At 49.0% G+C, this 22,961-nt stretch carries 28 protein-coding genes and 3 tRNA genes; 23 read left to right on the top strand and 8 right to left on the bottom strand.

The window, feature by feature from the left end; genetic code table 11:
• The 6 genes from carB to C2I18_RS04405 all read left to right on the top strand — a co-directional run bounded on the left by carB (position 1) and on the right by C2I18_RS04405 (position 5,427).
• On the top strand, positions 1-3,222 hold the full coding sequence (gene carB / locus C2I18_RS04430; protein ID WP_249900076.1) for a carbamoyl-phosphate synthase large subunit: 3,222 nt from the start codon (positions 1-3) through the stop codon (positions 3,220-3,222).
• A 248-nt stretch (positions 3,223-3,470) separates the two neighbouring features.
• Positions 3,471-4,187 carry an orotidine-5'-phosphate decarboxylase gene (pyrF, locus tag C2I18_RS04425; RefSeq protein WP_249902001.1) on the top strand — a complete coding sequence of 239 codons (717 nt, stop codon included), beginning with the start codon at positions 3,471-3,473 and terminating at the stop codon, positions 4,185-4,187.
• Positions 4,184-4,825 (top strand): orotate phosphoribosyltransferase, encoded by a 642-nt coding sequence (gene pyrE / locus C2I18_RS04420; RefSeq protein ID WP_249900075.1) that lies wholly within the window; start codon positions 4,184-4,186, stop codon positions 4,823-4,825. Before pyrF ends, pyrE begins: the two co-directional genes overlap by 4 nt.
• A 157-nt stretch (positions 4,826-4,982) precedes the next feature.
• Positions 4,983-5,150, top strand: coding sequence for a hypothetical protein (locus C2I18_RS04415; protein ID WP_249902325.1), 168 nt, complete (start codon positions 4,983-4,985; stop codon positions 5,148-5,150).
• Between the two features lie 83 nt (positions 5,151-5,233).
• Positions 5,234-5,310, top strand: a tRNA-Met gene (locus tag C2I18_RS04410).
• A 43-nt stretch (positions 5,311-5,353) separates the two neighbouring features.
• Positions 5,354-5,427 (top strand) — tRNA-Ile (locus C2I18_RS04405).
• A gap of 205 nt (positions 5,428-5,632) precedes the next feature.
• Here the strand turns inward: C2I18_RS04405 and C2I18_RS04400 are convergent.
• Positions 5,633-5,824 (bottom strand): hypothetical protein, encoded by a 192-nt coding sequence (locus C2I18_RS04400; protein WP_249900074.1) that lies wholly within the window; start codon positions 5,822-5,824, stop codon positions 5,633-5,635.
• Between the two features lie 109 nt (positions 5,825-5,933).
• Positions 5,934-6,119: a hypothetical protein gene (locus tag C2I18_RS04395; protein WP_249900073.1), complete on the bottom strand. Its 186-nt coding sequence runs from the start codon at positions 6,117-6,119 to the stop codon at positions 5,934-5,936.
• Positions 6,120-6,417: 298 nt separating this feature from the next.
• Between C2I18_RS04395 and C2I18_RS04390 the strand changes: the two genes are divergently transcribed.
• From C2I18_RS04390 to C2I18_RS04375, 4 genes are all read left to right on the top strand, one after another.
• Positions 6,418-6,636, top strand: a complete 219-nt coding sequence (locus C2I18_RS04390) for a hypothetical protein (RefSeq protein ID WP_249900072.1) — start codon at positions 6,418-6,420, stop codon at positions 6,634-6,636.
• 226 nt (positions 6,637-6,862) lie between these two features.
• Complete coding sequence (locus C2I18_RS04385; RefSeq protein WP_249900071.1) at positions 6,863-8,017, top strand: epoxide hydrolase family protein; 1,155 nt, start codon at positions 6,863-6,865, stop codon at positions 8,015-8,017.
• Positions 8,018-8,136: 119 nt separating this feature from the next.
• Positions 8,137-8,391, top strand: a complete 255-nt coding sequence (locus tag C2I18_RS04380) for a hypothetical protein (protein WP_249900070.1) — start codon at positions 8,137-8,139, stop codon at positions 8,389-8,391.
• A 136-nt stretch (positions 8,392-8,527) separates the two neighbouring features.
• On the top strand, positions 8,528-8,662 hold the full coding sequence (locus tag C2I18_RS04375; RefSeq protein WP_249902000.1) for a YjcZ family sporulation protein: 135 nt from the start codon (positions 8,528-8,530) through the stop codon (positions 8,660-8,662).
• Between the two features lie 145 nt (positions 8,663-8,807).
• On the opposite strand, the gene C2I18_RS04370 is transcribed toward C2I18_RS04375, so the two are convergent.
• On the bottom strand, positions 8,808-9,068 hold the full coding sequence (locus tag C2I18_RS04370; protein WP_249900069.1) for a hypothetical protein: 261 nt from the start codon (positions 9,066-9,068) through the stop codon (positions 8,808-8,810).
• Between the two features lie 152 nt (positions 9,069-9,220).
• On the opposite strand from C2I18_RS04370, the gene C2I18_RS04365 reads away from it, so the two are divergent.
• Positions 9,221-9,400 (top strand): hypothetical protein, encoded by a 180-nt coding sequence (locus C2I18_RS04365; protein WP_249900068.1) that lies wholly within the window; start codon positions 9,221-9,223, stop codon positions 9,398-9,400.
• Between the two features lie 100 nt (positions 9,401-9,500).
• Here the strand turns inward: C2I18_RS04365 and C2I18_RS04360 are convergent, their stop codons facing one another.
• Together C2I18_RS04360 and C2I18_RS04355 are read right to left on the bottom strand one after the other, a co-directional pair.
• On the bottom strand, positions 9,501-10,052 hold the full coding sequence (locus C2I18_RS04360; protein WP_249900067.1) for an ImmA/IrrE family metallo-endopeptidase: 552 nt from the start codon (positions 10,050-10,052) through the stop codon (positions 9,501-9,503).
• Between the two features lie 102 nt (positions 10,053-10,154).
• Complete coding sequence (locus C2I18_RS04355; protein WP_249900066.1) at positions 10,155-10,331, bottom strand: YjfB family protein; 177 nt, start codon at positions 10,329-10,331, stop codon at positions 10,155-10,157.
• A 204-nt stretch (positions 10,332-10,535) separates the two neighbouring features.
• Here C2I18_RS04355 and C2I18_RS29785 point away from each other — a divergent pair, with 204 nt between their 5' ends.
• Positions 10,536-10,694, top strand: coding sequence for a YjcZ family sporulation protein (locus C2I18_RS29785; protein ID WP_481857916.1), 159 nt, complete (start codon positions 10,536-10,538; stop codon positions 10,692-10,694).
• A 63-nt stretch (positions 10,695-10,757) separates the two neighbouring features.
• Here the strand turns inward: C2I18_RS29785 and C2I18_RS04345 are convergent, their stop codons facing one another.
• Positions 10,758-11,195, bottom strand: a complete 438-nt coding sequence (locus tag C2I18_RS04345; protein ID WP_249900064.1) for a NucA/NucB deoxyribonuclease domain-containing protein — start codon at positions 11,193-11,195, stop codon at positions 10,758-10,760.
• 128 nt (positions 11,196-11,323) lie between these two features.
• Between C2I18_RS04345 and C2I18_RS04340 the strand changes: the two genes are divergently transcribed.
• The 4 genes from C2I18_RS04340 to C2I18_RS04325 all read left to right on the top strand — a co-directional run bounded on the left by C2I18_RS04340 (position 11,324) and on the right by C2I18_RS04325 (position 14,636).
• Entirely contained in the window at positions 11,324-11,740 is a 417-nt protein-coding gene (locus C2I18_RS04340; protein WP_249900063.1) for a cytidine deaminase, read from the top strand.
• A gap of 114 nt (positions 11,741-11,854) precedes the next feature.
• Positions 11,855-13,333 carry a glycosyl hydrolase gene (locus C2I18_RS04335; protein WP_249900062.1) on the top strand — a complete coding sequence of 493 codons (1,479 nt, stop codon included), beginning with the start codon at positions 11,855-11,857 and terminating at the stop codon, positions 13,331-13,333.
• A gap of 192 nt (positions 13,334-13,525) precedes the next feature.
• A complete protein-coding gene (locus C2I18_RS04330; protein ID WP_249900061.1) occupies positions 13,526-14,104 on the top strand; it encodes a hypothetical protein in 579 nt (192 codons plus the stop codon).
• A 196-nt stretch (positions 14,105-14,300) separates the two neighbouring features.
• Complete coding sequence (locus tag C2I18_RS04325; RefSeq protein ID WP_249900060.1) at positions 14,301-14,636, top strand: YolD-like family protein; 336 nt, start codon at positions 14,301-14,303, stop codon at positions 14,634-14,636.
• A gap of 71 nt (positions 14,637-14,707) precedes the next feature.
• On the opposite strand, the gene C2I18_RS04320 is transcribed toward C2I18_RS04325, so the two are convergent.
• Complete coding sequence (locus C2I18_RS04320; protein ID WP_249900059.1) at positions 14,708-14,863, bottom strand: hypothetical protein; 156 nt, start codon at positions 14,861-14,863, stop codon at positions 14,708-14,710.
• A 128-nt stretch (positions 14,864-14,991) separates the two neighbouring features.
• On the opposite strand from C2I18_RS04320, the gene C2I18_RS04315 reads away from it, so the two are divergent.
• From C2I18_RS04315 to C2I18_RS04295, 5 genes are all read left to right on the top strand, one after another.
• Positions 14,992-15,672 (top strand): M15 family metallopeptidase, encoded by a 681-nt coding sequence (locus C2I18_RS04315; RefSeq protein ID WP_249900058.1) that lies wholly within the window; start codon positions 14,992-14,994, stop codon positions 15,670-15,672.
• Positions 15,673-15,743: 71 nt separating this feature from the next.
• Positions 15,744-16,235, top strand: a complete 492-nt coding sequence (locus C2I18_RS04310) for a WGxxGxxG family protein (RefSeq protein WP_249900057.1) — start codon at positions 15,744-15,746, stop codon at positions 16,233-16,235.
• A 139-nt stretch (positions 16,236-16,374) separates the two neighbouring features.
• A tRNA-Leu gene (locus C2I18_RS04305) sits at positions 16,375-16,460 on the top strand.
• Between the two features lie 295 nt (positions 16,461-16,755).
• Complete coding sequence (locus C2I18_RS04300) at positions 16,756-17,493, top strand: tRNA(His) guanylyltransferase Thg1 family protein (RefSeq protein ID WP_249900056.1); 738 nt, start codon at positions 16,756-16,758, stop codon at positions 17,491-17,493.
• A gap of 1 nt (position 17,494) precedes the next feature.
• Entirely contained in the window at positions 17,495-17,938 is a 444-nt protein-coding gene (locus C2I18_RS04295; RefSeq protein WP_249901999.1) for an ATP-binding protein, read from the top strand.
• 93 nt (positions 17,939-18,031) lie between these two features.
• On the opposite strand, the gene C2I18_RS04290 is transcribed toward C2I18_RS04295, so the two are convergent.
• A complete protein-coding gene (locus C2I18_RS04290) occupies positions 18,032-20,227 on the bottom strand; it encodes an alpha-galactosidase (RefSeq protein ID WP_249900055.1) in 2,196 nt (731 codons plus the stop codon).
• A 145-nt stretch (positions 20,228-20,372) separates the two neighbouring features.
• On the opposite strand from C2I18_RS04290, the gene C2I18_RS04285 reads away from it, so the two are divergent.
• Both C2I18_RS04285 and C2I18_RS04280 read left to right on the top strand, forming a co-directional pair.
• Positions 20,373-21,266 carry an AraC family transcriptional regulator gene (locus tag C2I18_RS04285; protein WP_249900054.1) on the top strand — a complete coding sequence of 298 codons (894 nt, stop codon included), beginning with the start codon at positions 20,373-20,375 and terminating at the stop codon, positions 21,264-21,266.
• A 347-nt stretch (positions 21,267-21,613) separates the two neighbouring features.
• Positions 21,614-22,942, top strand: a complete 1,329-nt coding sequence (locus C2I18_RS04280; RefSeq protein ID WP_249900053.1) for an ABC transporter substrate-binding protein — start codon at positions 21,614-21,616, stop codon at positions 22,940-22,942.
• The last annotated feature ends 19 nt before the right edge of the window (positions 22,943-22,961 follow it).

Here is a 22,961-nt window from a genome sequence, read left to right as displayed (position 1 = left end):
ATGCCAAAGAACAATAAACTCAAAAAAATTCTCGTCATCGGCTCCGGTCCGATTGTCATCGGCCAGGCCGCTGAATTCGACTATGCCGGAACCCAGGCCTGCCAGGCGCTGAAAGAGGAAGGTGTAGAGGTTGTGCTGATCAACAGCAATCCGGCCACCATCATGACAGATACAAATATGGCTGACAAAGTATACATCGAACCGATTACCCTGGATTTCGTGACCGGCATTATCCGCCAGGAACGTCCGGACGGTTTGCTGCCGACGCTCGGCGGCCAGACCGGTCTGAACATGGCTGTGGAGCTGGCCCGTGCAGGCGTACTGCAGGCAGAGAACGTGAAGCTGCTCGGTACACAGCTTGAGTCCATCGAAAAAGCCGAAGACCGCGACTTGTTCCGTGAACTGATGCGCGAGCTGGAGCAGCCGGTTCCGGAGAGCACGATTATTACTACAGTGGAAGAAGCGATGGATTTTGCCAAAGAAATCGGCTTCCCGCTGATCGTCCGCCCTGCTTACACTCTTGGAGGTACAGGCGGCGGAATCTGTGACACGGAAGAAGAGCTGCGCGAAACGGTAAAAGCCGGGATCCGCTACAGCCCGATCGGCCAGTGTCTGGTGGAGAAAAGCATCGCCGGCATGAAGGAAGTCGAATATGAAGTCATGCGTGATGCGAACGACAACTGTATCGTAGTCTGCAACATGGAGAACTTTGATCCGGTTGGCGTCCATACGGGCGACAGTATCGTAGTAGCACCGAGCCAGACGCTGTCTGACCGTGAGTACCAGATGCTGCGCAGTGCTTCGCTGAAAATTATCCGTGCGCTGAATATCGAAGGCGGCTGTAACGTACAGTTCGCGCTGGATCCGCACAGCTATCAATATTATGTTATTGAAGTCAATCCGCGTGTAAGCCGCTCCTCGGCCCTGGCCTCCAAAGCGACCGGTTACCCGATTGCCAAGATGGCAGCCAAAATCGCCCTGGGTTATACCCTCGACGAAATCGTCAACCCGGTTACCGGCCAGACTTATGCCTGCTTTGAGCCAACACTCGATTATATTGTGAGCAAAATCCCGCGCTGGCCATTCGACAAGTTCACTTCGGCGAACCGCAAGCTGGGCACCCAGATGAAAGCCACCGGTGAGGTTATGGCGATTGGCCGTACCTTTGAAGAGTCGATTCATAAAGCTGTCCGTTCCCTGGAGATCGGTGTACACCGCTTCCGCCTGCCGGGAGCCGAGCTGCTTGAAGACAGCGTGCTGCGCACCCGTCTGGCCAAAGCGGACGATGAACGTCTCTTCCTGATTGCCGAAGCGTTCCGCCGCGGGTACGGCCTGCAGGACATCCAGGACATTACTAAGGTAGACTGGTGGTTCCTGTCCAAGCTGGAAGGTCTGGTGAACTTTGAGGATGTGCTGAGAAGCGAAGAGACCTTGAGTGCTGAGACGCTGTATCAAGCGAAACGGAAAGGCTTTACAGACCGTGCGATCGCTGAGATCCGTGCCGAGGGACGTCCGGGCGGAGCACAGACGAAGGAAGCGGATGTACGCGCACTGCGCCTGCAGCAGGGACTTACTCCGGTCTTCAAGATGGTAGATACCTGCGCAGCAGAGTTCGAGGCCACAACACCTTACTACTATTCGACCTACGAGACCGAAAATGAAGTAACCTCGTCAGATAAGCAAAAAGTCGTCGTGCTGGGCTCCGGACCGATCCGGATCGGCCAAGGGATTGAATTTGATTACTCCACAGTGCATGCGGTCTGGGCGATCCAGAATGCAGGTTATGAGGCTGTAATTATCAACAACAACCCTGAAACGGTGTCGACAGATTTTAATACATCCGACCGGCTGTACTTTGAGCCTTTGTTCTTTGAAGATGTCATGAACGTAATTGCCCAGGAGAATCCGATTGGAGTTATCGTCCAGTTCGGAGGACAGACAGCCATTAACCTTGCTGCTCCTCTGGCGGCTGCCGGAGTCAACATTCTGGGCACCAGCCTGGACAGCATCGACGAAGCCGAGAACCGCAAGAAATTCGAAGCACTGCTGGCCCGTCTCGATATCGCTCAACCGAAAGGCAAGACGGTAACCAATGTGGATCAGGCTGTAGAAACTGCACAATCGCTGGGATATCCGGTGCTTGTGCGTCCTTCTTATGTACTGGGCGGCCGGGCGATGGAGATTGTCTATAACGATGCCGAACTCATGAGCTACATGGTGGAAGCCGTCAAAATCAATCCGGAGCATCCGGTGCTGATCGACCGTTACATGCTGGGCAAAGAGGTTGAAGTCGATGCCATCTGTGACGGTGAAACAGTAGTGATTCCGGGAATCATGGAGCATGTGGAGCGCGCAGGCGTTCACTCCGGTGACTCCATCGCCGTATACCCGCCGCAGTATCTGGATGAGGGTCTGAAAGCGAAGATTGCCGAAATCACCATCAAAATCGCCAAAGAACTGAAAACAATCGGACTGGTCAACATCCAGTTTGTTATCTACCAGAATGAAGTTTATGTCATCGAAGTCAATCCGCGCTCCTCGCGCACCGTTCCTTTCCTGAGCAAGGTGACAGGCATTCCAATGGCTAACCTGGCGACCAAAGTCATTCTCGGCAGCAAGCTGGCTGAGGAAGGTTATACAGAAGGACTGTGGCCTGAAAGCGACTATGTATCGGTAAAAGTTCCGGTGTTCTCTTTTGCCAAGCTGCGCAGAGTTGAGCCTACCCTGGGACCTGAAATGAAATCAACCGGGGAAGTGATGGGCCGCGACAAGCTGTACGCCAAAGCCTTGTACAAAGGCCTGATCGGCGCCGGAATGAAGATTCCGGCATCAGGAGCCATCATTGTCACTGTAGCGGATAAAGATAAAGCAGAAGCTGTTGAGCTGATGAAAGGCTTCCATGCAATGGGCTACAAAATCATCGCTACAGGCGGTACGGCGCAAGCTCTTGAGCAAGCGGGCCTGAACGTGATGAATGTCAACAAGCTGGATGAAGGCGAGCCGACGATTCTTGATCTGATTCGCGGAGGCCAGGCTAACTTTGTCTTCAATACCTTAACTAAAGGCAAAACACCTGAGCGCGACGGATTCCGCATCCGCCGGGAAGCGGTAGAGAACGGGGTTGTGTGTATGACTTCCCTTGATACCGTAACGGCACTGCTGAGAATGCTGCAGACCATCAACTTCTCTTCACAGTCCATGCCGGCTTTCGTCGGCCAATAACATAAGAGTTTTTTTGCACGGTGTACAGGGACGGTTTGCGTTATGCGCAGACCGTTCCGCTGTGCCCGGGGCATACAATCCGTAGTCGGAGCAGACTTTATAACACATAGATGCAGATTATGCTGTGCGGTCAGCTGCACAGGTTAGGAGCGGATGAAATGGTACAAGGTGAGGAACAGCAGCTGGAACAGGGAAAGCCGCAGCTGCCGGAGCACGACAATATTGGACTGATCGAGAAGCGTAATGAGATGGCGGGACGGCTGATGATCGCCCTTGATTATCCTGACGTGGATAAAGCAAGAGAACTGATCGGGAAGCTGGAAGGCATACCGTGCTATATGAAGGTGGGAATGCAGCTGTTCTACGCTGCAGGTCCTGCATTCGTCAAAGAGCTGAAGGAACGCGGTTATTCTGTATTCGTTGACGTCAAAATGCATGATATTCCTAACACGGTCCGCGGCGGGGCCGAAAGCCTGACGATGCTTGGCGTTGACATGTTCAACGTGCATGCCTCCGGCGGCTCTGCCATGATGGCAGCGGCGCTGGACGGGGCAGCCAAAGCCGTCAGCCTGCATCCTGCGCTGCATATGCCGCTTATTATCGCAGTCACACAGCTGACCAGCACCAGTCAGGACGTGATGAACGAGGAGATTGGCATCACTGGCTCTGTAGCGGATACAGTAGTGCGCTACGCCAAGCTGGCGGCTGATTCCGGCCTCCATGGCGTGGTAGCTTCACCCCAGGAGTCTGCAGCTATTGCAGCCGCCTGCGGTCCTGCATTCCGCACGATTACTCCAGGTATCCGTCCGGCCGGTTCCTCAATGGATGACCAGTCCCGGGTAATGACACCTGGACAAGCTATCCGTCAGGGAAGCCACTACCTCGTAGTGGGCCGGCCGATTACAGCTGCACCGGACCCGCGTCAGGCAGCACTGAATATAATTGAGGAGATGATACAAGCATGAGTACTTTATCCAATCCAAGTGAACAGGTTGCTAAATATCTGCTGGAGATCGGAGCAGTTGCACTGCGGCCGCAGGACCCTTTTACCTGGACTTCCGGCATCAAATCGCCGATCTATTGCGATAACCGTCTGACCCTGTCTTTTCCGGTGGTTCGGGGGTACATCGCCAGCGGCTTTGCGGAGCTGGTTAAGGCCAGCTATCCGGATGCTGAAGTTATTGCCGGGACGGCAACTGCCGGCATTCCGCATGCTGCGTGGGTAGCAGACAAGCTGAACCTGCCGATGGCTTATATCCGCGACAAAGCCAAGGGACACGGCAAGCAGAACCAGATCGAAGGGATCATCACTCCCGGCCAGAAGGTCATCGTGATCGAGGATCTGATCTCCACCGGCGGCAGCTCCATAAAGGCTGCACAAGCCGTTCAGGAAGCCGGCGGCGAGGTGCTGGCTGTACTGGCTATTTTCAGCTATGAGCTGGACCGTGCGGCTGAAGCATTCGCCACAGCAGGCGTACCGCTGCAAAGCCTCTCCAACTACAGTACATTAATTGATGTGGCACTGGCTCAAGGCACCATTGCCGAGACCGATGTCGAGCTGCTGCAATCCTGGCGTAAAGATCCGGCTGCGTTTGGCGTTTAAACGAAGTGAAGGATAGGAGCCCCCGCTTAAGAAGCGGGGGCTTTTTGGCGCAGCTGGCAATATCTCCGAAGGACTTCCGGCAGGAGTCAGCTTCTCCAAGTTGGGCATGCTAAATTCAGAGCAGGAGATCATATTTTGCGAAAAGGAGCAGAGGGGTATGATGAACTGGATTTACTTCGCGAAGCTGTTCAGGACAAGATTTCAAGCCGGCTGTCTGGCCAAACGGCTGGAGCAGGACGGCTGGATTTACGGGTATCATGATCCGCGTTTTGTGGAAATTTACCGGTCGCGCAAGGGCCGTTACGGTGTGCGTTTTTTGCCTTAATTGAATTAGTAAAATCATCCTTGACTTTAGGGCCCGGTGTAATGTATATTAACTATTGTCGCTGTTAAAAATAGTTTTATCGACGCGGGGTGGAGCAGCCCGGTAGCTCGTCGGGCTCATAACCCGAAGGCCGCAGGTTCAAATCCTGCCCCCGCAACCAATTTATTTTCAGCGGCCATTGTATATACGGATACTTTAGATCCGGGCCCTTAGCTCAGTTGGTTAGAGCGGTCGGCTCATAACCGATTGGTCACAGGTTCGAGTCCTGTAGGGCCCACTTCTCTAAACCCCTTGCCTAGCAAGGGGTTTTTGCTTTGTTTAGGTTTGCAAAATAGTGGAGGTGGGGGACTGACGGAAGCGATAAAAATAGATCTGAAATCTTGAACAGAATCATAAACAGCCTCCTGTCAAAATTTCTGATTGTTCTTTAGTGATTTTTTAAGCCAGATACAGATGGATTTCAATGAATTTTCTTCCACTAATCAGAACTTCTCAGGCTTCATAACCTGTATAGAAGCTACCTCGCCGCATTTCTTACAGAAGGTAAAGAGAAGCGGTGAGCCAAAAGATAGGGATTTGTTCAAAGGCATGAGGTTAGCGTACCCGTTATTCATCTGACCCTGAGTAAATTCTGTACCTCCGCAGGTTTCGCAAACTTGATTGGTTTTGTTCATTACCAACAACTCCTGAAGTTTCATATGGCTACTTATATTGTTGTAAGTTTCGATAAAACCCCCGCCAGTCCTGTGGCGGGGGCTAGTGCTGCCCAAACATGATTTAACTTTACCTACGAGCCTGATAATCATCACCCGGATAATCGTTGTTAATGGATTGCAGATAGCCAGCGATTGCAAAGGATGCGACAAGACCTCCGACGATCCCTGAGATTACAGTAAACGCTGAGAATCCAAATAATGAAACTACGGCGGCGGTAGATAATAGTACTAACAGCAGACTAAACAGCTTCATCGCTACACCCCTGCAATTTTTTCGTGTTTTTGGAATTTAAATCTGTTACGCTTTAGTAATTGAAATGGTTTCAATAATTTTCCTTTTGAGTGTATTTTAACACATGAAGGAGCGTGAACTATGAAAAAAAACTGGCCGTTTGAAGATCCTGGGAATGTAATTATCGAGAGAAAGTGAAGCTTCGCCCTGGACAATGAATAAGCAATCATAGGCTGCAGCAGTCCCGGCTATAATATAATTTGGAATCAGACAACCTCAAAAAAGCATAAGGGTACATAAACACACTTTTTTGAGGTGGATGATGAGACCGATACTTCGGAACCAGGAATTCAGAGTGTACATTATAACCAAAGGCGACATTCTGCGGTTCATTGTAGTGGAGATCATTATTGGAACAGTGACGTATTCTCTGGCCATGAAGATATTCCACAATGTCATTCTGGCGAGTGCGGGCGGATGGGCAGGGACGGAAGGGATTAAGCGGCTGGGGGTACTAAGAGGTCTGATCGGCAAGTAAAGCATGATGGGGAGCTCTCCCCATTGTGCCCTTTGTAGCTGACAACAGAAAGGTTTTGTCAGACACTAGTGGCTGAAGACAGTTACATTAACTTGTCCCTTGGAAGCTTCCTCTTTGAATCGGTTGTCTTCCCCGTCTGGACAAGCCTATTCATACTATGTCTGTCACACTCGGCACCTGGTATTTCTGCTAGTAAAGAGTTTACAAGAAAGGGAGCGGACTCCTTATGGCTGCTGAACGTTATCACATTCATGTCGCTGATGATATTCTTGACGATCTGAAATACAGACTTCATCACATCCGTTGGCCTGAACAAATAGAACACACAAATTGGGAGCGGGGCACGGAACGAAGTTATTTACAATCGCTGGTGTCGTATTGGAGGGACCATTATGACTGGCGCGCAAAGGAAGCGGAGCTGAACCGGTTGGCCCAGTATCGCAGCAATATTGACGGAATTGATGTGCACTTCGTACATGAGCGTGGAAAAGGCCCGAGCCCTATGCCCATTATCCTCACCCACGGATGGCCTGACAGTTACCTTCGTTATCAAAAAATCATCCCTCTTCTAACCGATCCGGCGAGCTATGGCGGTGATCCTGAGGACTCTTTTGATGTCATTGTTCCTTCATTGCCCGGATTCGGCTTCTCTGGCCGCCCCGGGCAGTCAGGAATCAACAATAATGTGGTTTCCGGGATGTGGGCCAAGCTGATGACACAAGAATTAGGCTACCCCAAGTTTGCTGCCGCAGGCGGAGATATCGGTTCCGGTGTTACGAGATACCTGGCATTTAACCATCCCGAGCTGCTGTTTGGCATCCACCTGACTGACATTGGTATTATAAGAGATCTGATGGCTTCATCTGATCCTTCCAAGCTTACAGAGGAAGAACTGAATTATAAGAACAGTGCTGCCAAATGGATCGCCCAGGAAGGCGGCTACATGTCTATTCAGACTACAAGGCCCCAGACCCTTGCCTACGGCCTTTCAGATTCGCCGGCCGGATTAGCGGGCTGGATCATTGAAAAGTTCCGTGCATGGAGCGATTGTAACGGCGACCTCCGGCAAAGATTCAGCGAGGAAGAGCTTATCACATATATCATGATATATTGGGTGACGAACACAGTAGGATCAGCAGCACATATGTATTATGACAATTCTCATTCCTTACCGGCATTAGGATATATTGAGGTGCCGACAGGTGTGGCCTTATTACCGGCAGATATTTTACCGCCTCCTAAAGAGTGGGCCATGCGGAATTTGAATGTAACCCGCTGGACTACACTGCCCCGCGGCGGGCATTTTACCGCTATGGAAGAACCTGAGCTGATCGCCCGGGATATCCGGGACTTCTACAGACCGCTCAGAGCGAAGAATTAAATGATGCAGTTCTGTATCTTAATTACGCTGTACTTGCAATTACCGTTGATAGTAGGTCAAGATTGTGAGACTATAGGGAGGTACAGTACAAATTACGATATGGAATAGAGGCAGGCAGAATGCTCAAAACGATTTTTAAAAATTATCCCTTATGGTTCATGGTGATCTGGGGCTGTGTAATGATCGGATTTATTGTCCTGTTTATTACAGGTATTAATCTGACCCTGATGATGGTTGGTCTCATGATCCTATATATCGCAAACACATTCCGGGCCTGGAAGAACGAACGGATTCTTGCCGTGATTTCATTGGTGCTGGTGTTCGTCTTTGCGGCGGCGGCGGTTATAACCTACAATGCTCCTTCATGGTTCTAAGCTGCATACCGTTTTGTCCCCTTGCCGCCCGCAAGGGGTTTTTGCTTTCCCGCAGAACTCATTTCCATAATGCCCAAGCAGCGGCGGGTAATTGGCCATATTCTATGCTGTATTCAAAATTGAAGGAGGAATGGAAATGGGCGCTTGTGGTTACGGAGAAAATGTAGGTCCTGTTGGTGGAGTAGGATGTGGCGGTCTGGGTACATCTACTGCAGCAATTCTGGTATTGTTCATCCTGCTGGTCATCATCACTAAAGCATTCTGGGTGTAGGAACAAAACGTTACTTGCAATAATAAGCGGCGTTAGCCGAAGAGGCACAGCTTCAGCAAATCTTTAGCGGTGCTTCATATGACCCCAGTAATAGACCTTGGCCTTGCCGGACGCCGGCAGGGTCCTTTTTTGTGTCTGCTCCATGTTAAGGGCGGTCTGCTGCCGACCACAAATAACCAAATACAAAGATGTACAGCAGAAATCCGGCGACAACAATGGCAGAGAGGCATCTGATCAGCAGATTGAAGGTGCTTTTGTCAGTGAAAAAGCTTGTTATAAACGTTCCCGTGAATCCGGCCATAAAGGTATACAAGAGGGTCTTGTTCTGCTCCTGCATGGGATCCAAAGCAAAGACCGTCAAGACAAGCAGTGAGACAATGAATAATAGCCGTGAAAGAAACTTCATAAATCCACCTCAGCTTCATCCCTATTTATTCCTTATATTATAATAATTATAAAATAATTCCTATACCATACATACGAATCCTCCCTGATTTGAAACTTTCTGGATACCTGGACGTTGTAATCATAAGAGAGTCTCGAAAGGGGATTACAGCAATGTCCGATCACGACAAGATTCAGGAACTGGAGCGCCGGATTAATGAACTGGAATATAGGGAGAAGCATAAGCGTGACAATGATCCCTGGAGGAGCATCCGGGGCGTGATATGGGGAATTCTGATTGTGTTCTTCGTGTTGATTGCAATTGGCGTAGCGCAGTTCGTAAGTGCTGGTTAAAAGAGCTGAGGAGAACTGAAAAGAGTTAAGGAGAGCATATGATGATGTATCTGGACCCTGCCGGCTGCCGGCGGGGTCACTTTGTGATGTTATGCGTATCTTAGCGAATATGCCGGTGGAGGAGGCTTCTGTCCTCGTTCCTCTCCATTACGGCGATTAACTGGCCCTGGAACACACGCCGCTGAATCTGGTCAATCCGCTGCAGGGCGAGCTCACAAGGAACCTTGAAGACCTCTGCGATATACAGAATCGCATCCTCACGCAGTTCGGGAACCGGCAGGCTGGAGATCATGGAATAGGGCATGGCTGCATAGAGAATGAAACGCTCCGATTCATCCTGCTGAGCCTGTGTATAATGTTCCGGCATCAGCGTATGCTTGCCGGCATGGCGCAGCAGATGACAGAGCTCATGCAGGAATTCCAGCCGCTGCAGCTCGGGAGGCAGCCGGTTATCGATAAACATGCTGTACATCCCTGCAGAGGCTTCAATACTCTTGCTTCTTACGTCCAGATAGTGGACCCAGATATTCAGTCGTTCAGCTATGTACTCAATGGTTATCTGCGAAGGCTGAGAGACATTCAGCCGCTGATATAAATCTTCGGTCCATTTCTCCAGGGCGGTCATTTGATAGTAGGAGTGCAGCTTAATCACCTCATTATAGGATCGTATGTTCGCATTATTGGGTAAAAGAAAAGCCCAGAGGGCTTAAAGTGAACCGGAACGTTTGTTCTTATGTATGTAAGCATAAATCAATCAGACGCGAATATCAAGTGTTTTTCCCAGATTCGGGTGAGGACTTTGTCCGAGCATCTGAGCCATATTCTGACTCTGGATCTCAGCCGTATCCTTGGCAATATTAAAGACCTGCAGGCTTACTGCCTGCTGCAAGGATGCCTGACTCATGCCTATGGATAATGCCGCAATGTCCATATTTTGCACCTCCTTATAATTTTTTCGTTGTACACGCTTCGCTAAAACTTTCTTCTAATGCACCTCTGAAAGTTTTCTTTTCTATTATCGACTTCATGGGACCCGTTTGTTAGGTGAATGCATTTCTTTACCTTTTGGCCCATACGGTAGATTAGCCTTTGACATATTCTGTGCTGTAGTCACTATTCAGAGGAGGTTTTCATGATGGGTGCAGAATATGGTTGCGGTTGCGGTAATAATGTTGGCGGAGTGAATCAGGGTCCTCCGGTCGTTGCGCCTGTGGTTTGCCCTTGGACATCAACCAGTGCCATTCTGGTTCTGTTCATTCTGCTCGTGATCATCACGAAAGCCTGTATATTCTAACTTCTTTCCGGCAAAATGCTGCCCTGCTTCCGGATCAGTCCGGAGCGGGGCAGTCTCATTTTTTTATTCGAATATAAACTTCACCCGGGTCCCGTCCGGATACTCCTCCAGCTGATTGCCGACCCAGCTTCCGGCCCCGCGGTTGTCGCTTGGCGTTATATATTCTATATCTGCTCCGGCTCCGCCCTCCGCGCACATGGCCATCGGCCATTCATCACGGTCATAGCCTTTTTTGGTCGGAACACCCTTCAGGGATTCCTTGCGGTTGTCTTCCGCCTGCTCCCTGTCGATCGTACAGATTGCGGATTCTCCGCTCTGGATAGCCTCCTGAATGTGCTCCGCTGTCTCCGGGTAACGGTCCGATGGGAACACGAGCTGCACAACCTCAGAATCTTTTGCAGGCGGCTGATCAATTACTATGCCGTTCTCCTCGAATAAGTAAGCGGCCAGCGCGAGTAACACAATGATAATGAGGCTGGGGATGAGTTTCTTTCTTTTCACGGATGATCCTCCTGATGATAGTGTCTATGACTCTGGTAAACGGCTATGATGCATTAGCTTAATTAGTATAGCTTACATTTCACCTCCTTTAGTATACTAAGTTAGGTAAATAAAGGAGGATTCATCAGATGGACTATGAAATTTCAATAGAGGATGAGACGCTGGTAGCTGCCGCACAGGAAATTATCAGGAAGCGTTATGAGTGGGAAAGGCATCATGTCAGTGCTGCGCTGCGGACGAAGACGGGGGAGATTTTTACAGCGGTTCATCTGGAAGCCAGCCTGCCGCGGGTTACGGTCTGCGCGGAAGCTATGGTCATCGGCAAGGCGATCTCCGAAGGATATAAGGATTTTGATACCATTGTTGCGGTAAGGCACCCCGACCCGGACAGTGAAGACAGAGAGATTAAGATCGTCTCGCCCTGCGGGATGTGCCGCGAGCTGATTGCGGATTACGGCAGGGATTGTAAAGTGATTATTATGCAGGAGGACAAGCTGGCCAAAACAGACATTCTGGAGCTGCTGCCCATGAGATATTCGAGATAAAAGGGAGTCTGCTGCAAATTTTGCTATACATATTATAAGGCATGGCCATCCGCCGCTTCCTTGTCCCCAGGTTTGCATACTATGGAACAAAAAGCGAAAAGGATGGTGAAAAGGATGGAACAGCGTATACTCCGCAATATGCTGGATTCGGCCTCCCGGCTGGTCAATGATATCCAGTGGCAGGCAGATTTCCGCGCGTTGCAGATGTCTCCTGCCGACAGCCTGCTTGCGCCCCCGGCACTGAAGCTGCTGAATGTGCTGTATGCGCTGCAGGGCAAAGGAATCATCAGCGGCCAGCATGATTATCTGGAGAGCTCTGATGAATTCAACAATAAGCTTAAGAATACGAGCGGACAGTATGCCGCACTGCATGGGTATGAAATGGGGGCCATCACTAACCAGACAGAGCAGATGATCGCGAATCAGCGGCAGTGGGGTGTGGACAGTGCGATACGCTGGCATAAGAACGGCGGTATTGTAACGATGACCTATCATGCGCATTTGCCGGGGACGGCTCCGCTATGGTCCAACGTTTCCATGAGCCTTAAGGAAGCCGATTTTGCCAAATATGTCACTCCCGGAACGGCCCAATACAACGCGCTGATTGCAGACCTGGACAAGGCAGCCGTCTACCTCAAAAAGCTGAGGGACGCCGGAGTGCCTGTACTGTGGAGACCTTATCATGAGATGAACGGCGGATGGTTCTGGTGGGGACGCCAAAGCAGATTCAGAGATCTGTGGGAGATTATGTTCGAGCGGTACACCAATGATCACGGGCTGCATAATCTGCTCTGGGTATGGAGTCCCAATGCCAAAAATGAATGGTGTGATGAACCGGCAGCTTATTATCCCGGGGCTGGAAGGGTAGATGTGCTTGCGCTCGATATATATGAAGGGGATTTCAAAAACAGCCACCACGACAGTCTGTGGGACCTGGGGCGCGGCAAGCTCATTGCGATCGGGGAAAATGGCCAGCTGCCCTCACCGGCGCTGCTGTCGAAGTCCCAGACCAAGTGGTCTTACCAGATGACCTGGGCCAAGCTGCTGTACGAGAAAAATACGGAAGCAGTTATCAAAGCGTTCATGGCAGACTCCTTTGTGTTGACCCGGGAAGAGTATGCTGCAAAGGCGGCAGCGGTTCCGGCACCTGGTACTCCTGTACCTCCGGCCAACGGCCTGAGAGGAGAGTATTATAACAATGCGACCCTCAGCGGAAGTCCCGTGCTTGTCCGGACGGATGCCAACATTAATTTTGTCTGGAGACAGGCTGCACCCGATCCGGCGGTTGTACCCAATCTGTTCTCGGTGCGCTGGAGGGGCAGACTGGGTGCGGCATACAGTGAGACTTATACTATATATTCCTATTCAGATGACGGCATCCGGATATGGATTGACGGTACGCTTGTTATCGACAGCTGGATGAAGCAGAGCGGAGAGGAACGCAGAGGCAGCGTAAAGCTGACAGCAGGCAGACTGCATGAGTTCAAGGTGGAGTATTTTGAGAATCAGGGCGATGCGCGGGCGGTACTGATGTGGGAGAGCCCCAGTCAGGCTAAAAGCGTGATTCCGGCCGGGGCATTTTATATGCCTTAGTAGATAGGCGGCGGTATCCGGTTTTATCGCGGAAAAATAACGAAACGGAGTCCATTTATAGGGGGATTTCCGTTTCTTTTTACTATGTATACGCTTTAAAATGGCAATTTGTTTTATGCATGCTTTTTTTACATTAATTTCATTTGCGCTTTGCAAAACTCGCCATTATTCTGTTAAGTGGAGGGATTTATTATGAGAAAAACTTTACTGACAGGACTACTATTAATGGTGGTTATCCTTAGCGCCTGCAGCAATAATAGTGCCGCACCAGCAACCGAGGAAGAAGTGCAGGAGACTGTACTTAACTTTTACAACGAGATGTCAAAATATGATGAAATGGGCAAGTCCTCGCTGGAAAATTTTAATGCAACACTGACCTCCTATTCGACAGGAAATGCCACCGATAAGGAACTTGAAAAGGCGGTCGATGAATTCCAGGATACGGCCTCCGACCTTGCGGATCAGGTTAAAGACGTGGAAATCGCCAGCAATCTTCCCGATGATATTGAAAAGCTGCTCAGAGATTCGACCATTGCGTTCCAGAGCGCTTATTCCATCAAGGAACAGGCCTCCAAAAGCGCCGTTTCCCCCGATGTGACAGCCGATGAGTTCAACGAAATGAATCAGCAGGCTGACGTAGCGATGCTCTACGGGATCTCGAAATTGAACGAAGCAAGGGAAGCTGTAGGATTGCTTGAAGCAGACAGCAGCGCAGCAGAAGGGGCTTCACAGACGACGGGTTCAGCAGACAGTAGCGAAGCAGGAAATTAAGTAACTTCATAAAAAGAAAAGCTCATAAGGCGCTGTACAGTGGTGATGCTGTTGGCGCTTTTTTGCTGTGTCCATTTTGAACGTGAAAATATAAATTTTCTGGTTGATCAAAACTCGGTTTCGCGGATATAATACAAACATGTGTTCGTGTGCAATATAGAGCGGCAATAACGAGCTTTTTGAAGGAGGAACGGCAATGGGCAAGAAGCTGAATGGCAGCGGTCTGCGGGAGAGCGGCCGGATGATGATCCCGGAACATAATAGCCTTATGATACAGGATAAAAAAGAGACGTGGCGCCGGGTCAGGCCGGTACTGGACGAAGAGAAGCTGGAGGAAATAGAATGTACGCTGGGACTGTCATTGCGGGCGCATGTGCGGGTAACAGTGATCATTTCCGGTCCTTTTGAAAATAAGCAGCTGAGCGGATTCGTCACATCGATTCACACCCATACACGGGAATTCAAGCTGCAGTGGGCGGAAGAATGGAAATGGATTAATGTGGACGATATTGCAGATGCTTATATAGTATGAGCGTAATCTTGGCAGCGGGCACTCTTTTGGGAGTGCCCGGAATTTTTTTCTTACATGCATAATCCCCGGGTCTAGCCGGAGGGATCTGTTTTTTCGTAAGCAATAAGAGTAACGTCCTTGTTCCCTGTAATTCGGGCAACCTCAGCCTCGGCCTGGCGGATCACCTCAATAGCGTCCTCCCGGCCGTTCAGCAGGGCTACTTTGTAGCTGTCGCTGTGTATATCCATGTCTTCACTCCCCTTGTATGGTTAGCATGGCCTTATATCGCGGAAATCATCCAGGATAGAGCAGGAAATAGGGGATGGTACAGGCAAGGGTTCCGGCTAGGGCATTTAATAGACCAGGGGGTGATTACATGCTGACTTTAGATCAGGTCAAGCGTAAATCTGCGGCTTCTCTTGGCAAGCTTCATCCGGCGGTGCAGGCCGGTGCAACCAAACTGATCGAGCGGAGTTACGCCCGGGGCGTGCCGATTGTCATTACCCAGGGAATGCGGAGCATTGCCGAACAGAACGCACTTTATGCGCAGGGCAGAACCAAGAAGGGGCCTATTGTGACTAATGCCAAAGGAGGCAGCAGTTACCATAATTACGGACTGGCGTTTGATTTTGCGCTGCTGCTGCCGGACGGCACAAGCCTCTCCTGGGATATGTCCCGTGACGGGGACAAGGATGGAGCAGCGGATTGGCAGGAGGTCGTGCAGGAGGCCCGTAAGCTGGGCTTTGAGTGGGGCGGAGACTGGACTTCGTTTAAGGATTATCCTCATTTTCAGATGACGTTCGGACTGACAACAGAACAGCTTCGGGCAGGCAGGAGACCAACAGCGCAGCAGGTGCAGGATGCCTTAGCCCGGATTAACGCGAATGAAAGCGGGAATAACAATGAGGTTATTATAACCTTGAACGGACATAAGATTGCGGAGGGTCTGATGGACGGCGGTACCACATATGCACCTGTCCGGGCTGTTGCTGAAGCGCTGGGTGCCGAGGTGACTTATGATCCAGCCAGCAGGACGGTCAAGCTGGTTACCCGATAAAAATTTCCTTGCATAGATGATACGGCACAGGGGGAAATTATCAGCGACAAACCACAAAGGGGGTAAATTTTTTGAACAAGCTGATAACAAGCCTTGCCTGCACAACCGTATTGTCCATGAGTCTTCTTGGTGTAGGATCTGCTGCACATGCTGCAGGTACAGGTGGCGGTATGGGATCTGCTGTTCCTGATACAGGAGCAACAGGCATGAACACCGAACGTACGCATATGCTGAATGGTACAGGCAATGGAACTGGCAATGGTAATGGTACAGGTACAGGCATTGGCACACGAGTTAACAACATGATGGACCGCACGACAGGTACAGTGAACAGAACCACCGACAACATCCTTGGCGGCGACAGAAACAACCGCACAGGTGATAACCACGGTGTGTCACCACTGAGCAACAACAATAATAACAATAACAACAACGGCAGATACCGGGCGACCGCTGCCAACAACAACAATGATGACGGCATGGATTGGGGCTGGCTTGGTCTGATCGGTCTCCTCGGTCTGGCCGGCATGCGCAACAAGAGCAGCGAGCGCGAACGCCGCTAGGCTGTTCGACTATGGTCCGTTCCGGTTCAGGCCGGAGCGGGCTTTTCTGTATTTAATAAAAAAATCGGCAATATGGATTGCACGTTCGCAGGATACGTGATATTATATTTCTTGTCGCGCAAGAAGCGCGCAATAACATGCCGGGGTGGCGGAACAGGCAGACGCACAGGACTTAAAATCCTGCGGTACGTGAGTACCGTACGGGTTCGACCCCCGTCCTCGGCACTACAGTAAAAACCTTGAGAAATCAAGGTTTTTTTATTTTGTTTTTTTGATTAAAGGATTTATGTGTGTTATAAAACATCTTCAAATACAATGACTGGAAGGGTCAACAATTGATCCTTTTTTTGTGACTGAAATTAATAATATGATGGCGCTTGCTATTAGTTATGGTTTCGGGTAAAGATTTAACAGGATATCATAATAAAAGAAGGTAATTATATCCTTTATTATCGAATATTAAAGTGTGGAATGAATAGATGTTGGAACACGTACTTCCAGTATAAATAAAGGAGCCGCCATGAAAAAGGACGATTTTGGAAATCGGATGAAAGGTTATGAGAATGTTTTTAGACAAACGCTTCCTCAAAGGCTTCCGGTTATTATCCGAATAGATGGAGCGCACTTTCATACTTTTACACGGGGGATGAAGAAACCGTTTGATGAGGAATTAATCCGGATCTTTTGGGAGACCTGTAAATACTTAGCCCAAAACATAATGGGTTGTAAGCTGATTTATCATCAGAGCGATGAAATATCTATTCTGCTTACCAATTATGATAAGCTGACCACCCAATCATGGTTTGATAATAATCTTCAGAAGATCGTTTCTGTATCCGCTTCATTAGCTACTGCAAAGTTCAATGAAGAGATTAAAAATGTCTTTCCCGATAAACCGCTGGCTACTTTCGATAGCAGAGCCTGGGTGCTTCCTCATGACGAAGTGGCAAACTACTTTCTTTGGAGACAGCAGGATGCAACTAAAAACAGCATTTCAATGGTTGCACAGGCTAACTTCCCGCATAAGGATTTACAGGGGCTTGACGGGAAACGGCTTCAGGATAAACTGTTTTTAGAGAAGGGGATGAATTGGAACGATATACCCATCTGGCAGAAACGCGGAGCCTGTATTACAAAACAGAACTATACAAAAGGTGAAGCAATCCGAAGGAAATGGGATGTGGATCTCAACACACCTATATTCAGTCAGAACAGAGAGTACATAAATCAATATGTGTACTTATCGGGGGATGAATAATATGGAATGTGTTATTTTCATTGGCATTCAAGCATCGGGGAAATCCACCTTTTACAAGGAAAGGTTCTTTAAAACGCACATGAGGATTAATCTCGATATGTTAAAGACCAGGCATAGAGAGAATGTTTTTATGGAAGCCTCGTTTCAAACCAGTTTGCCATTTGTTATTGATAATACTAACCCGACCATTGAGGATCGCAAAAAGTACATTGATTTAGCAGAAAAGTATAAATACAAAGTGGTGGGCTATTACTTTGAACCGGATTATGATTTATCGTATGCACGCAATGAGGAGAGGCAAGGAAAAGAAAAGGTTGCTGAAGTGGGAATCAGAAGTACGTTGAAGAAGTTACAGAGGCCATCCTATGAAGAAGGATTTGCTGAGCTTTATTTGGTCAGATCACTTTATGAAGACTTTGAGGTCAGAGAAATCACCATGGAATGAGTCCTTCCTTAGGCGGGGAGGGAGAAGAAACAGGGCTTGAAATCCTATGATTTCAAGCCCTGATTTCTGTGACCTTTATAAGCTTCAGCACAATTAGTATTCTTCAACTCTGCTAAACCGCCAGAACAGGCTGATATAATCTCCGTTAATGGCCGGAAGCGTCAAGCCGGCGTACATCAACTCATCACCGCCATAGATCCGGCCCGTTTCGTGATGGCGATACACATAAGTCGGATTTAAGCCCTTGCACTTTAGAATAGGGACTCTTTCAGCAGGCTGGCTAAGCACCCGGAAGAAGGCGAGCACAGCTTCATTCTGGCCGGCTGAAACAAAGGCCCAGGCGGTTTCGTTGCCTTCAAACGGACTTAAAATCCGGTAAAACTCTCCGAATTGAATGAGGGGCCGGATTTCTTTATACAGCGCAACTTGAGATTTGACGCTTATTTTTTCCTCAGGAGATAGCTTGGTAAGGTCCAGTTCGTACCCGAGGTTACCTGACATTGCCACATGCCCTCTGGTGTCAAGCGGAGTGAACCGGTTGACTTGGTGATTGGGAACACCGGAAACATGAGCCCCCATAGACACGGCCGGATAAACCATACTGTTGCCGTACTGGATTTTGAGCCGGCTTATGGCATCGGTATTGTCGCTTGCCCATGTCTGAGGCATGTAGTAGAGCATTCCGGCATCATACCTTCCTCCGCCGCTGGAACAGCTCTCGAACAGAACATCCGGAAAAGCAGAGGTGAGTTCATCCATTACCCTGTACAGACCCAGGATATAACGGTGTCCTGTTTCGCGCTGGCGTTCCGCGGGAAGAAGCGCAGATCCGGTCTCTGTCAGATGCCGGTTCATGTCCCATTTAACATACGTAACCGGTGCTGAAGACAGAATGTCAGCGATAGCCCCAACAATATAATCGCACACATCCTGACGCGACAAATCGAGTACAAGCTGATTTCGTCCTACCGTACGGGGACGGTCCGCCACATGAAGGCACCAGTCAGGATGATTGCGGTAGAGCTCACTGTCCGGTGAAACCATCTCCGGTTCAAACCACAGGCCAAACTGCATCCCCATTCCGGTTATCCGCTGTGCAAGGTTGTTAAGTCCTTCCGGCAGCTTGCGGTGATCAACCGTCCAGTCGCCAAGCGAACTTAGATCATTGTCACGTTTACCGAACCATCCGTCGTCAAGAACAAAGAGCTCCATACCCAGCTCTTTTCCTTCACTGGCGATTTCTATGATCTTATCCGCATCAAAATCAAAATAGGTGGCTTCCCAATTATTGATTAAAACCGGGCGCTGTGCGTCGCGGAATTTACCGCGGCAAAGCCGCGTCCGGTACAGCTTATTAAAGACACGGGACATCCCGCCCAAACCCTGGTCAGAGTATACCAGAACTGCTTCAGGTGTTTGGAATTTCCCGCCTGGCGCAAGATGCCAGGAGAAGCCGAACGGGTTAATGCCAATGGACACCCTAGTGGTCTGGTACTGCCCCACCTCAGCCTGAGCGGCAAAATTGCCGCTGTACACGAGATTAAGGGCGAATACCTCGCCCTTGTCCTCATCAGTGCCTGGCCGAAGCAGGGCCAGAAATGGATTCTGCTGCGGGCTGCTGGCTCCTCTGCGGCTTTCCGCACTCTGGATTCCGGGCATAAGAGGTCTGCGTGCTATATTCCGTTCATTGGTGTGTGCTCCGTAGAAGGTCAGCATGTCATACCCGTCATCTCTAAAATCAATACTTGCGCTTAAGGCACGATGAAGGACGAGATTGCCGGCGCCAGTATTATCGTAATGTACCGAACGCGTGATAGCGTCCAATTCGTTAAAGGCAGTATATATCAACGTAACCTGCAGACCGGTCAGACGATCTTCAAGGACAAGCTCCAGGGTGTCGGCTTCGTTGTCCTGCTCAATATAAGTGGCAGGCAGTCCTGTCAAATTGGGCTTGCCGGCATATATCCGGTGTCTCAAATAACGGAGATCACAGATTTCAGACCCGTTAGACTGGCCCGCTTGATAAGCGGGTAAGCCGAAGTCACCGTTACCGTAACCCGGATACTCCTGGGGAAGATTGTCCAGGGAAAATTTCCGGTCTGCCGGGTCGGGATTAGGAGAGAAACCCCGGTCAATAAAGTTAAAAGGTAAGGAATTCCGGTAAACAGCAATTCTTTTTCCCCAATATAAATGCCCCAGATACCCGTCGCGGATAATCTGCATGCAGTAGCTGGACCCCGGGGTCTGCAGATGAAACACCTTATATTCTTCATCGTAATAAATGCCCATAAGTGAAATAGTGCTCCTTTTAATGTTATATTGTAATTAGCGTAAAAACTGCTGAATGATACATTTCCCCTTAAATATTAGCGTAAAGGTGCAGATGAGTGGAGACAAGAGTAATTTCATGAGTGAGAAAGGGTGAAATATTGCGGTGGAAAATGATACAACCAGAAGCAAGTGGAATCAGACTTCGGTATCTTTTCATTTTATTACACCAATGCCATACATTCTGTTGCAAGGTGCCGGCTATGAGCTGATTACTTCTCATCAATATATCTGGGATGGCCGGAACCGTACTGGAGATCATTGTGTGCTCCAATATACGCTGGATGGCCGTGGCGAAATCGAAACAGGAGGCAAAAAATATTCCCTTGAACGTGGAGATGCATTTCTGGCTGACATACCCGGAGATCATATCTACCGTCTTCCTTCTGATTCTTCCAAATGGGAGGTGCTGTATTTCGAGCTCTCCCATCTGGCACTCAATCTTCTTCACGAGTGGATTGATATCAACGGCTATATTTTCCGGATTGAACCGGACTCTGAATTAGAGCATCTTTTATGGCGTACTTACCGGGAAGCCATTGACGACAGCTACCGCGACATGTATCAATGTTCCCGGGCGGCCTATTCACTCGCCATGTCGCTAGCCAGTCATCTGGTCACCCTTGACAGCAACGCGCCATTGCCTCTGCTTGTAGAGCGCTGCAAGACCTTTATTGACAGCAATCTCGAGCGGAGCATCGGACTTCAGGACATGGCAGAATTCTCGGGCTGTTCTAAATTTCATCTTACGCGTGAGTTTGAACGGTTTCTTGGTTTCTCTCCCGGAAGGTATTTAACCCGGGTTAGATTAGAAAGAGCGGCAACCCTGCTGCTGGAGCCGACCAATCTTACACTGGAGCAGGTGGCGAAGCAGTCGGGTTTTTCAAATGCAAATTATTTCGGTAAAGTTTTCCGGAAGTATACAGGGATGGCACCGGGGGAATTCCGCACTGAGGGAGACTTATACCAAATCCGGAGATTCATCCGAAATGGCCAATAGTACAATACTGGTTTCAAAAATCCACTGCAGGGCTTGCAGTGGATTTTGCTGTTTTATAATATCAATATTTTACCCGTGTATCGCACTAACTTACCGTTGAGCCTGAAGAGTGCTGTGCTTTATTATCATTACGAAAGGAAAAAATGAAAATCAGGACTAGAAATCAGGTTGTCTAAATTGAGCAATTTTTTATCCTGTAAAAGGAGGAGAAGAAAAGGGAAGAGGAATTCTTGTGGTACAGGGGGATAAGGGAAAAATTTTTTTCTGTAGAAGAAAGCGGATACATTTGCGGGGTGTAACAGGAATCATTTGCTTAAGAAAACCAACTAAAAACAGGGGGTACACTAATGAAAATAAGATCAAGCAAATTTCTAAAGACTGCTCCTGCCGTTCTTGCAGGCCTGATTGCTCTCTCCGGCTGCGGAAACAATAATTCTACAAATTCAGAGTCCGCCGGTAATTCAACCGGCAAGACTGTTAATCTTACAATGTCGGCATGGGGAAATCCGGATGAATTAAAGATTTATCAAAAAGGTATAGATGCCTACACCAAAGCCCATCCGAACGTAAAAATAAAATTGGTGCCGGTGGCAAGCGACGGTTATGAGCAAAAACTGCTGACACAGCTGCAGGGCGGAAATGCACCGGATGTTTTTTATATCTCGGATTCTACCATGATTAAATTGGTGCAAAACAATTCCCTGGCCGATCTGAGCGAGTTTATGAAAACGGACAGCAGCTACGCCAAAGCGGATGAGTTTGCGGAAGGTCTATGGGGGGCCGCCAAAGATGGCGATAAAATTTACGGCATTACCATGGACTGCAATCCCTTAGTCATGTATTACAACAAAAAGATGTTCAGCGATTTGGGGATAAAAACACCCCAGGAATATTTTGATGAAGGCAGCTGGAACTGGGCGGCATTTGATGAAGTAACGAAGAAGCTGAAGGACGCCGGCAAGCAGGGATATATCGGGGAAACCTGGACAATGGATACCTGGATCTGGTCCAATGGAGGCTTTACCTATGATGATGAAGGAAATTATGTCATGGATCAGGATCCCAAAGCACGCGAAGCCATTCAATTCGTTAGCGATTTGAAGGAGAAAGGGCAGATGAAATATGCCGGCTCGCTTCCAAAAGGGCAGGGGCTTGATGCCATGTTCATGTCCAATCAAGTGGGACTTATAGCAGCAGGGCGCTGGCTGACTCCCATGTTCACAGCAAACAATCTCGAATTCGACTACATTTACTGGCCATCGAACACCGGCAATCCAATGGAACCGGTGCAGGTGCCTATCGCCTTTGTAGCTGTAAATAAAGTGTCCAAAGAACAGGAAGAAGCGATGAAGTTTGTGACATTTTATGTTTCAAAAGAGGGGCAAAAGGCGCGTCTTTCCGGTAACGGCAGTTCAGTGCCCTCGGTTTCCGGAATAGACGAGATCATAACAAGCGACAAAACGGTTGAGCATGCCCAGTATTTCATTGACGCCCGGGAAAAAGGATATGCCAACGGTTCCTTGAGACAATTCAAAGGACGTGTACCCGGATTGAGTGAAAGAATTAATGAACAGTTCGATTTGCTGCTCCTCGGCAAACAAAATGTAGATCAGACGATTGAGAACATTACGGAACAAACCAAAAAATTAACACAGGAATCCGGCACGGCTAACTAATACAGCTGTTGGAGTTACA

The organism is Paenibacillus sp. PK3_47 (genome assembly GCF_023520895.1).
Classification (GTDB): domain Bacteria; phylum Bacillota; class Bacilli; order Paenibacillales; family Paenibacillaceae; genus Paenibacillus_AQ.
The sequence above is the reverse complement of the archived record's forward strand: the minus strand, read 5'-3'. Positions and strand labels throughout refer to the sequence as shown.

Coding starts and splice junctions, on each gene's coding strand:
- C2I18_RS04365 (WP_249900068.1), top strand. CDS start 9,221: ATGTCCGATCACGACAAGATTCAGGAACTGGAGCGCCGGATTAATGAA.
- C2I18_RS04290 (WP_249900055.1), bottom strand. CDS start 20,227: ATGGGCATTTATTACGATGAAGAATATAAGGTGTTTCATCTGCAGACC.
- C2I18_RS04390 (WP_249900072.1), top strand. CDS start 6,418: ATGATGAGACCGATACTTCGGAACCAGGAATTCAGAGTGTACATTATA.
- pyrE (WP_249900075.1), top strand. CDS start 4,184: ATGAGTACTTTATCCAATCCAAGTGAACAGGTTGCTAAATATCTGCTG.
- C2I18_RS04340 (WP_249900063.1), top strand. CDS start 11,324: ATGGACTATGAAATTTCAATAGAGGATGAGACGCTGGTAGCTGCCGCA.
- C2I18_RS04400 (WP_249900074.1), bottom strand. CDS start 5,824: ATGAACAAAACCAATCAAGTTTGCGAAACCTGCGGAGGTACAGAATTT.
- C2I18_RS04295 (WP_249901999.1), top strand. CDS start 17,495: ATGGAATGTGTTATTTTCATTGGCATTCAAGCATCGGGGAAATCCACC.
- C2I18_RS04355 (WP_249900066.1), bottom strand. CDS start 10,331: ATGGACATTGCGGCATTATCCATAGGCATGAGTCAGGCATCCTTGCAG.
- C2I18_RS04280 (WP_249900053.1), top strand. CDS start 21,614: ATGAAAATAAGATCAAGCAAATTTCTAAAGACTGCTCCTGCCGTTCTT.
- C2I18_RS04375 (WP_249902000.1), top strand. CDS start 8,528: ATGGGCGCTTGTGGTTACGGAGAAAATGTAGGTCCTGTTGGTGGAGTA.
- C2I18_RS04335 (WP_249900062.1), top strand. CDS start 11,855: ATGGAACAGCGTATACTCCGCAATATGCTGGATTCGGCCTCCCGGCTG.
- C2I18_RS04330 (WP_249900061.1), top strand. CDS start 13,526: ATGAGAAAAACTTTACTGACAGGACTACTATTAATGGTGGTTATCCTT.
- C2I18_RS04415 (WP_249902325.1), top strand. CDS start 4,983: ATGATGAACTGGATTTACTTCGCGAAGCTGTTCAGGACAAGATTTCAA.
- carB (WP_249900076.1), top strand. CDS start 1: ATGCCAAAGAACAATAAACTCAAAAAAATTCTCGTCATCGGCTCCGGT.
- C2I18_RS04315 (WP_249900058.1), top strand. CDS start 14,992: ATGCTGACTTTAGATCAGGTCAAGCGTAAATCTGCGGCTTCTCTTGGC.
- C2I18_RS04385 (WP_249900071.1), top strand. CDS start 6,863: ATGGCTGCTGAACGTTATCACATTCATGTCGCTGATGATATTCTTGAC.
- pyrF (WP_249902001.1), top strand. CDS start 3,471: ATGGCGGGACGGCTGATGATCGCCCTTGATTATCCTGACGTGGATAAA.
- C2I18_RS04380 (WP_249900070.1), top strand. CDS start 8,137: ATGCTCAAAACGATTTTTAAAAATTATCCCTTATGGTTCATGGTGATC.
- C2I18_RS04370 (WP_249900069.1), bottom strand. CDS start 9,068: ATGAAGTTTCTTTCACGGCTATTATTCATTGTCTCACTGCTTGTCTTG.
- C2I18_RS04300 (WP_249900056.1), top strand. CDS start 16,756: ATGAAAAAGGACGATTTTGGAAATCGGATGAAAGGTTATGAGAATGTT.
- C2I18_RS29785 (WP_481857916.1), top strand. CDS start 10,536: ATGGGTGCAGAATATGGTTGCGGTTGCGGTAATAATGTTGGCGGAGTG.
- C2I18_RS04395 (WP_249900073.1), bottom strand. CDS start 6,119: ATGAAGCTGTTTAGTCTGCTGTTAGTACTATTATCTACCGCCGCCGTA.
- C2I18_RS04325 (WP_249900060.1), top strand. CDS start 14,301: ATGGGCAAGAAGCTGAATGGCAGCGGTCTGCGGGAGAGCGGCCGGATG.
- C2I18_RS04320 (WP_249900059.1), bottom strand. CDS start 14,863: ATGGATATACACAGCGACAGCTACAAAGTAGCCCTGCTGAACGGCCGG.